The sequence below is a fragment of the Leucobacter soli genome, assembly GCF_042659205.1.
Taxonomy (GTDB): domain Bacteria; phylum Actinomycetota; class Actinomycetes; order Actinomycetales; family Microbacteriaceae; genus Leucobacter; species Leucobacter soli.
Genome location: NZ_JBHSRW010000233.1, coordinates 1 through 3,433 on the forward strand (window position 1 = coordinate 1; position 3,433 = coordinate 3,433).

Annotated in this window: 5 protein-coding genes and 2 pseudogenes; 4 read left to right on the forward strand and 3 right to left on the reverse strand. The window is 69.0% G+C overall.

The window, feature by feature from the left end; all coding sequences use genetic code 11:
* A partial coding sequence (locus ACFPZL_RS11325; protein ID WP_382335470.1) for a hypothetical protein occupies window positions 1–204 on the reverse strand: 204 nt, incomplete at its 3' end.
* A gap of 109 nt (window positions 205–313) precedes the next feature.
* On the opposite strand from ACFPZL_RS11325, the gene ACFPZL_RS11330 reads away from it, so the two are divergent.
* Window positions 314–511 (forward strand): hypothetical protein, encoded by a 198-nt coding sequence (locus ACFPZL_RS11330; protein ID WP_382335473.1) that lies wholly within the window; start codon window positions 314–316, stop codon window positions 509–511.
* Between the two features lie 14 nt (window positions 512–525).
* Here the strand turns inward: ACFPZL_RS11330 and ACFPZL_RS11335 are convergent.
* Both ACFPZL_RS11335 and ACFPZL_RS11340 read right to left on the reverse strand, forming a co-directional pair.
* Window positions 526–666 (reverse strand): annotated as a pseudogene (locus ACFPZL_RS11335) (FmdB family zinc ribbon protein); the annotation flags it as partial.
* Window positions 667–817: 151 nt separating this feature from the next.
* Window positions 818–1,417 (reverse strand): 5-formyltetrahydrofolate cyclo-ligase, encoded by a 600-nt coding sequence (locus ACFPZL_RS11340; protein ID WP_218115971.1) that lies wholly within the window; start codon window positions 1,415–1,417, stop codon window positions 818–820.
* Between the two features lie 67 nt (window positions 1,418–1,484).
* Between ACFPZL_RS11340 and ACFPZL_RS11345 the strand changes: the two genes are divergently transcribed.
* From ACFPZL_RS11345 to ACFPZL_RS11355, 3 genes and pseudogenes are all read left to right on the forward strand, one after another.
* Window positions 1,485–2,438: a UTP--glucose-1-phosphate uridylyltransferase gene (locus tag ACFPZL_RS11345; RefSeq protein WP_218115970.1), complete on the forward strand. Its 954-nt coding sequence runs from the start codon at window positions 1,485–1,487 to the stop codon at window positions 2,436–2,438.
* 19 nt (window positions 2,439–2,457) lie between these two features.
* Window positions 2,458–3,075, forward strand: coding sequence for a GNAT family N-acetyltransferase (locus ACFPZL_RS11350; RefSeq protein WP_236022094.1), 618 nt, complete (start codon window positions 2,458–2,460; stop codon window positions 3,073–3,075).
* A gap of 74 nt (window positions 3,076–3,149) precedes the next feature.
* A pseudogene (locus ACFPZL_RS11355) lies at window positions 3,150–3,433 on the forward strand (hypothetical protein); the annotation flags it as partial.

A 3,433-nucleotide genomic window follows, 5' to 3' on the forward strand; every position in this document is an offset into this window, starting at 1 on the left:
GGCGATGCCGCCGACGAGCGCGAGTGCCGCCACCGCGGAGACGCCCGCCCGCCGGAATCGTGCGGAGCGCTTCGGCGTCCGCGGGGCCCGGCCCTGGAGTCGGTGCTCAGAGCCGTGGTCCGGAAGGGTTGCGGTCAGCTGTTCAGCGGCGTGTTCTTCGGCTTCGCCGCGGGCGCGACTCGCCTGGAAATCGTTCTGTTTCAACATACGAGCACAGAACACTAACACGTATCGAGGCGATTTCAAGTTCGATCCCGGCATTCCGGACCGATCTCGCCGGGACACCCTCCGTTATCCCGTTGTTACATAAGGGATGTACGGATTTCGAAATTTTTCGCGAAATCAGGCCGCAGAGGAGCTGGAAGACGAGGATCCGCCGGTCGACGCACCTCCACCGCTCGCCGATGAGGAGCTCGTCGAGGAGCCCGATCCCGAGCCGGATCCCGAGCCCGCCGACGCTGTCGAGGAGGAGCCTCCGGAGGATGAATCAGACCGCGAGTCGGTGCGGTAGAAGCCCGAGCCGTTGAAGGTCACGCCGAGCGATCCGAACACCTTGCGCAGCCGCCCTCCGCACTCAGGGCACTCGGTCAGCGCGTCGTCGCTGAACTGCTGATAGATGTCGAACGCGTGGTCGCAGTCGACGCAGCGGTAAGCATAGGTAGGCACGAGAGTCGATTGTACCGTCTCGGCTGCGACCGGGGGTTCTGCGCCGGGGGTGCTGCGACCGTGGGTCCCGGGACTGGGAATCCGGCGACCGATGGTTCCGGAATCAGGCTGCGGACGGCTCGCGGGCGAGCCCGGCCGCCGCGCGCGGACCTCACCGGTCGAGGTAGAGGATCCGCTCCGGGGTCACCACTCCCGTGACGGGGATGTCGTGCGGCTCGTGCGGCAGTGCGTCGTGCAGTTCGCTCTCGTAGATGACGGCGAAGACCGGCGGGCGTTCGGTCATCGGACCGAGGCAGCGGTCGAAGTAGCCGCGGCCCCAGCCGACGCGGATCCCGTTCCGATCCACGGCACTCGCCGGGATGAGCATGAGGTCGACGTTCCCGACGGCGAGCGGGCTGAGCCGCTCGCCGTTCGGCTCCGGGATCCCGTAGGCGCCGACCACGGTGCCCGCGCCGCGATCGACGATCCAATCCATGAGGCCATCCGGCCGTGCCGCGGGGAGCAGCACCTCCACGCCCTCGTCCCTGGCCCAGGCGAGGAACGGGCGGGTGTCCGGTTCGGCTCCGACCGGGAGATAGCAGGAGACGGAGCGGGCCCCCCGGGCCGAGGCCAGTGTGACCAGCTGCGACGTCAACCCATCGGTCGACGCTGCGCGCTGCGTCTCGGTGAGTGCCGCGCGCGCGGACCGCACTGCGTCGCGGACGCGCCGCTTCTGGGCATCGATCCGGGAGACAGCACTGTTCTCGGGCATGCCGTCAGTCTAGGTGGCGAACTCCGGGCCCGTGGCAATTCACCATGAAACCTCTAAGGTTGGAGATATGAGTCCGACAGAGCAACGCGCAGGTCGCACCTCGAACGGTGCGCGATCCACCGTCACCAAGGCCGTCATCCCGGCCGCGGGGCTCGGCACACGCTTCCTCCCCGCGACGAAGGCCATGCCGAAGGAGATGCTCCCGATCGTCGACAAGCCGGCGATCCAGTACGTGGTCGAGGAGGCGGCGAACGCCGGCATGGACGACGTGCTCATCATCACCGGGCGCAACAAGGACAATCTGGTCAACCACTTCGACGGGGTGCCCGAACTCGAGTACACCCTGCAGCGCAAGGGGGACGACGGCAAACTCGACAAGGTGCACGAGTCGAGCGAGCTCGCGGAGGTGCACTTCCTTCGGCAGGGCCAGCCGCTGGGACTCGGGCACGCCGTCGGCCGCGCGCGCAAGCACGTCGGCGACGAGTCGTTCGCGGTACTGCTCGGCGACGATCTGATCGATGCGCGGGATCCGCTGCTCAGCCGCATGATCGAGGTGCACGATCGGGACGAGGTCACCGTCGTCGCGCTCATGGAGGTGCCCCCGGAGTCCATCCATCTCTACGGCTGCGCCGCGGTCGAGCCGACCGCGGATGATGACGTCGTGCGGATCACCGCGCTCGTGGAGAAGCCCTCTGCCGCCGAGGCGCCGTCGAACCTCGCGGTCATCGGTCGATACGTGCTGCGGGCCGAGATCTTCGATCTCATCGACCAGCTCGAACCCGGGCGCGGCGGCGAGTACCAGCTCACCGATGCGCTCAACGGGCTGGCCGCCGGGCGCGGGGAGCGACCCGTGTACGGGGTCATCTTCACCGGTCGTCGGTACGACACCGGGGACCGTGCCGACTGGATCAAGGCGAACCTGCTGCTGGGCGTCGACCATGACGAGCTCGGCCCCGAGCTGACCGACTGGGTGCTCGGCTTCACCGATCGGCTCCGCGCAGCCGGCGGCGCGGCGGAATAGCGCGTCACTGGTCCGACAGGTGAGCCCGCTTCCGCACCCGATCGAGTCGCCGTCTCCGCGCTCGGCGGGCCCGATCGGACTGCGCGTCGTGCGGCCGCGCGATGCCTCGGCTCTGCAGCAGCTGCTGACGTCGAATCGGGCCTGGCTGGAGCCGTGGGAGGCGACCTATCCCGGCGGCGGGGGAGCCGAACCCGGATCGGTGCCGATGCGCCCGGTCATCAGGAGGATGCTGCGGCAGCAGCGCGCCGGGCAGAGCGTCGCATTCGTGATGACGTACCAGGACGAGGTGGTGGGTCAGCTCACGGTCTCCGACATCGGTGGCGGAGCGTTGCGATCCGCCTCGATCGGCTACTGGATCTCTCAGCACGTCGCCGGCCGGGGGATCACGCCGACCGCCGTCGCGCTCGCGATCGACGTGTGCTTCGGCGAGCTGCGGCTGCATCGCGTCGAGATCTGCATTCGGCCCGAGAACTCGGCTTCGCTCCGGGTCGTCGAGAAGCTGGGGCTGCGTTTCGAGGGGCGCCGGGCCCGCTACATCTGCATCGCCGGGGAGTGGTGCGATCACGACAGCTTCGCCATCACCGCGGAGGAGGCGCCCAGAGGGATGCTCGCCAGGCTTGAACGCGCGGATCGATAAGGGGCCGCCCGGATTCGCTGCGCATGCGGCGCGCCGACCGTTCGGGGCGTCGCCGGAATCGTAGTGTGGCCGGTATGACGAGCGGAGTATTCGGGGGCGGGGTGATCTTCGTCGTCGCCGCGCTGCTCTGGGCGGCGGTGCTGGTGCCCTCCTGGGTGCGACGACGAGAGTTCAAGGCCGCCGAACGCAACGCGGTGCGCCTGCAGCGCACGCTGCGAGTGCTCGCAGAGACGGCCGAGGTGCCGACCGAGGTGCGGGTCGAAGCCACTGCTCGCGAGGCGCTGGCGCACGAACGCCTGCTGCGCACCGCGCAGCGGCAGCAGGAGGCCGAGCGGCGCGGTCGGCTCGCCGAAGCACG